Annotated in this window: 2 protein-coding genes; both read left to right on the top strand. The window is 42.1% G+C overall.

Translation table 11 applies throughout. The features are described 5' to 3' along the window. Window positions 1-97 precede the first annotated feature (97 nt). Window positions 98-5,059: a GAF domain-containing protein gene (locus tag B9G53_RS22375; protein ID WP_176453315.1), complete on the top strand. Its 4,962-nt coding sequence runs from the start codon at window positions 98-100 to the stop codon at window positions 5,057-5,059. A gap of 111 nt (window positions 5,060-5,170) precedes the next feature. Then, window positions 5,171-5,479: response regulator (locus tag B9G53_RS22370; protein ID WP_141211855.1), on the top strand; the 309-nt coding region annotated here is incomplete at its 3' end.

The following is a 5,479-nucleotide window of genomic DNA, read 5'->3' as shown; positions in this document are numbered from 1 at the left end:
TATTTTCCATTTTGGCAACGTTCTGATACTTTACCCAAATGGGATATAACCATTGTTCCTAATTGATTGGTATCTTATTTCCTCGCAAGTCCCTTATTTGCAATCAGATGTAGAAAATTCCTATCGCATTATTGAATCAGAAACTCTAGAAGAAGGGTTGGAACTGTGGCGATCGCAGCAGACTGACATTGTGCTGATCGATCTGAATCTGCCCGATGGCGATGGTTTGGAATTTCTCGCGGCTATCAATGTTGAACTGGTCGGAGATCGGGTTCCTGTAATTGTGTTGACGGGGCAGGGAAATGAAAAAATGGCTGTAAATGCCATGAAATTGGGGGCGGCTGACTACTTGGTGAAAGCGGACATTACGGCGAAATCGCTCGTTACTACGATTAGGCAATTGTTGCGAGAAACTATGCTCAGTCGGCAACTACGGCGATCGCAACAACAGCAAATATTAATCTCCGAAATCGCCCTGCGGATTCGCGAATTTACGGACTTAGACGATATCTCCAATGCGATCATTAAAGAGGTGCGTCAATTTATAAGTGCCGATCGCGCCATCATTTATAAATTCAACCCAGATATGAGTGGCTCAATTGTTGCCGAAGATATCGTTTCACCTTGGCTGTCTTGCTTAAATGTCCAAGTTGAAGATACTTGCTTTCAAGAAAATCTTGGTGGTGCATATTGTGAAGGCAGGATTTTTGTTGCTAATGATATTTATGCTGCTAATTTGACAGCTTGCCATCTGCAATTGCTGGAACGGTTTCAAGTACGCGCTAATCTAGTAGTGCCAATCCTCTTGCCAAATGTAGAACAGCAAACTCAAACTTTATGGGGTTTGCTAATTTTGCATCAATGCTTGTCTCCAAGGGTTTGGGAAGAGTCAGATATTCAGTTACTTCAGCAGCTATCAGTAAAGTTATCGATTTCCATTAAACAAGCGATCACTTATCAACAAGTTCAAAATGAGTTGGCAGAACGCAAATGGGTTGAGACATTACTCTTAAACCAGCAAGTAGATATAGAAGAACGCAATGATTTGTTAGAAGGAACCAATGATGAATTGCAATGTACTATAGAGGAATTAAGAGTTAGTAATGAAGAACAGATCTCTCAGCATCGACAACTAGAATACGAACAGTATCGCTATCAAAATTTATTTGAATTTGCGCCTGATGGCTATCTGGTGACAGACTTATCGGGCAAGATATTAGAAGTAAATCAAATTATTTTAGAATTGCTTGCGATTAACCGCGAGTTTATCTTAGGAAAGCCATTGATTGTGTTTGTGACCTCTGACAACAGAGATCTTTTCTATAGCCAACTCAATTATCAATTATCTCCCAACCCTGCAAAAACAACTTGGGAAATTGCGCTGATAAATCATCAGGGTGATACTTTTCCTGCCGAAATTAGCGTAACTAAAAATATCAATCTTGCTAATAACGAGACTCAACTGTTCTGGATAATTCGTGATATCAGCGATCGCAAACGTGCAGAGCAAGAACTGTTACAACTCAATCAATCTCTAGAAGCGAAAGTCACAGAACGCACTCAAGCCATACAATTGCAATTGCAAATGCTAGAGCAGGTTCATGATGCTGTAATTTCTACTACGATGGATGGCACGATCCAAACTTGGAACATCGGGGCTGAGAGAATCTATGAATACAAGTCTAATGAGGCGATCGGGCAGAACGTTAGTATGCTCTACCTAAATGAAGATTTGGCTCTCATGGAACCCATAGTCTTTAGACCACTATTTGAAAAAGGAACTCATGAAGTTGAGCTACGGCATCGGATAAAATCAGGAAAAACAATTTATATACGCTTGCGTCTTTCGCTCGTTCGGGATGCACTGGGACAACCCATTCGCTTGATTGGTTGTTCTAATAATATTAGCGATCGCAAACAATCTGAAAATACCTTACGCGAATCTCAAATATTATTACAAACTGTCCTCGATACGTTTCCATTGTCTGTATTTTGGAAAGATCGCCAATCAGTTGTTTTAGGATGCAACCAATTATTTGCTCTAACTTGTGGAATGAACTCGCCCTTGGAAGCAATTGGTAAAAGCGATTTTGATTTTGCCTGTAACGAAGAAGAAGCTCTTGCTTATCTTGCTGACGATCAACAGGTGATGGAATCAGGTTTAGCAAAACTGAATATTGAAGAGCAAATTACCTTGGCATCTGGTGAACAGCAATGGTTACAGACTAATAAAATTCCTCTACGAGATGCAGAGGGAAATGTGATCGGTGTGATGGGGACTTTTCAGGATATTAGCGATCGCAAAGTTGCCGAAAAGACTCTTAAACAGCAACTTGCTGCCATTGAAGCCGCGATCGACGGTATTGCGATTTTGCAAAATAATAAATACATCTATTTAAACCAAGCCCATCTAGAAATATTTGGCTATGATCATCCTGACGAGCTGCTGGGCAAATCTTGGACAGAGTTGTATTCCTCAGAAGAGCTAGCCCGATTTGAGCAAGAAGTATTTCCTGTACTACAGCGTGATCGCTCATGGCAAGGAGAAGCGATCGCGATCCGCAAAAACGGCTCTGCTTTTGATGAAGAATTATCTTTAACCACTACAGATACAGGTTTGCTGATTTTTGTATGCCGCAATATTAGCGATCGTAAACAAGCCGAGCAAATTATTCTCCAACAAGCAAATCGAGAAACCCTATTACGAGGAATTACTCAGCGTATCCGTCAATCCCTCGAACTCCCAGTAATTTTTGATACCGCTTGTCAAGAAATTCAGCAATTACTGCAATGCGATCGCGTCGGTATTTTCAAGTTCTATCCTGAATCCAATTTTGATGATGGTGAATTTGTCGCCGAATCTGTTGTCGATGAATTTAGTTCAGCAATGGAAGTTCCCATTCACGACCATTGCTTTGGCGAAAACTATGCTGCCGCGTATGCCCAAGGTCGAGTACAGGTCGTGAATGATATAGATAATGCTGGTCTGACGGACTGCCATCGCGATGTCTTGGCTCAATTTCAGATACGGGCAAATCTGGTGATTCCATTACTATGTGGCAACAACCTATGGGGCTTAGTGTGCATCCATCAATGTGCTAACACTCGCCAATGGCAAGAGCATGAGATTAATCTGATTCAACAAATTGCTAATCAATTAGCGATCGCTATTCAACAAGCCAGTCTCTATGAGCAACTTCAAGACGAACTATTAATACGTCAGCAATCTCAATGGAAAATAGCGCAGCAATTGCGAGAACAGCAAACCTTAGCGACAATCACCAATAAAATTCGCGAATCACTTAGTGTCAAAGAGATTCTGGCAGTGGTGACTCAACAGGTTAAAGATGTGCTGTCTGGCGATCGCGTGATCATCTTTCAACTATTTGATAATGGTAACAGCCAAATTGTCGAAGAATCTGTACATAGTAACTTTCCCAATCTCAAAGCCCTTAATTGGGAAAACGAAGTTTGGTCACAGGAAATTCTCGATTGCTATTGGCAAGGCAAGCCTCGCATTGTTCCCGATGTGATGAATGACATTTGGACAGAATGCCTAGTGGAATACTCGATCGAAGGTCAGATCAAGTCCAAAATTATCGCGCCAATTCTCTTAGAGTCGCACATTAGCGAAAATCATCGCTGGATAGCAACGGACGGATCTAAAAAGCTGTGGGGTGTTTTGGTAGTCCATGCTTGTGCAGAACCGCGAGAATGGCAAGATTCAGAAGCTCAACTGCTCCAACAAATTGCGAATCAATTAGCGATCGCTATTCAACAAGCTAGTCTGTATGAGCAGATTCAAGCTGATTTGTCGATCCGCAAGCAAACCGAAATCCAACTGCTCAAAGTCAATGATGAACTTCTCCGCGCCACCAAGCTCAAGGATGAATTTCTTGCCAACATGAGCCACGAACTTCGCACCCCGCTCAATTCGATCTTAGGACTGTCTAACGTTCTGGGAGAGCAGGTTTTAGGCTCACTCAATGAACGGCAAACAAAGGCGATCGGTACAGTCGAATCAAGCGGCGAACATCTTCTATCCCTAATTAATGACATTCTCGATCTATCAAAAATCTCATCAGGGATGATGGAACTAAATATCGAATCAGTCTCAGTCAAAAATCTCTGTGATTCTAGTCTGGTCTTTGTCAAACAGCAAGCATTTCAAAAGCAAGTGCAAATCAATAGCAACATTCCTAAGAATATAAACAAGATTAATGTCGAAGAGCGTCGCATCAGACAGGTTTTAATCAATCTACTCACCAATGCTGTCAAATTCACTCCCAGTGAAGGGCTAGTAAATCTTCTAGTTGCAGTTGGTGGCGGCGATACATGGCAAGGAGAGGCGAAAATCCCCCAGAGCTTCAAACTGATGAATTCACCGATGATCGTATTTCAAGTCGTAGATACTGGCATTGGCATTGCTCCCAACGATTTGCAACGCCTCTTCCAGCCATTCGTGCAAGTTAGCAGCAGTCTCAATCGTCAATACGAAGGCACTGGCTTAGGGCTAGCCCTAGTCAAGCAGATTGTCGAACTACATGGCGGTCAGGTCATGGCTGAGAGTGATATCGGCAAAGGTAGCTGTTTCTCGGTTGCCCTACCCTATGAAATGTCCCAATATAGCGCTCCAGAATCCCCAACAGCTTCGACTACTTTACCGCCATTGAGCATCGATCCTGATCATGCGCCGCTTATTTTACTTGCTGAAGATAACGAGGCAAATATCCAAACCTTCACATCCTATCTGACCGCGATCAATTACCGCATAGTGACTGCCAGAAATGGAGAGGAAGCCGTTGCTATGGCAAAAGCAGAAAGCCCTGACATCATTCTCATGGATATTCAAATGCCAGACATGGATGGATTAGAAGCGATCGCTCTGATTCGTGCTGACGAAACAATTGCCGCAATTCCGATTATTGCCCTGACGGCTCTGGCGATGGAAGGTGATCGCGAAAGGTGTCTAGAGGCAGGAGCCAATGAATATCTGGCTAAACCCGTCAAGTTCCGACAACTGAATACTGCAATTCAGCAAATTTTAGCATCGCTTTAGATTTGCGAAAAATAAGATTTTAATAAGATTTTGAAGTGCTTTATGAAAAAAATTTTATGAGATAATGTAACAATATGTATTAACAATAATAAAATAAATATAAATCATCTAATGACTGATCAACTCTTGCAAACTGCTATAAACCTGTTGATAGTCGATGATTCAATAAGCGATCGCGTCACTTACTCGCGTTATCTGCAATCAGACTCAGAGCAATCCTATTGCATTCTTGAATCAGAAACTCTAGAAGAAGGTTTGGAATTGTGGCGATCGCAGCAGCCTGACATTGTGCTGATCGATCTGAATCTGCCCGATGGCGATGGTTTGGAATTTCTCGCGGCTATCAATGTTGAACTGGTCGGAGATCGGGTTCCTGTAATTGTGTTGACGGGGCAGGGAAATGAAAAAATGGCTGTAAAT

Source organism: Pseudanabaena sp. SR411 (assembly GCF_002251945.1).
Lineage (GTDB): Bacteria > Cyanobacteriota > Cyanobacteriia > Pseudanabaenales > Pseudanabaenaceae > Pseudanabaena.
This window is presented reverse-complemented; position numbering and strand designations above follow the sequence as displayed.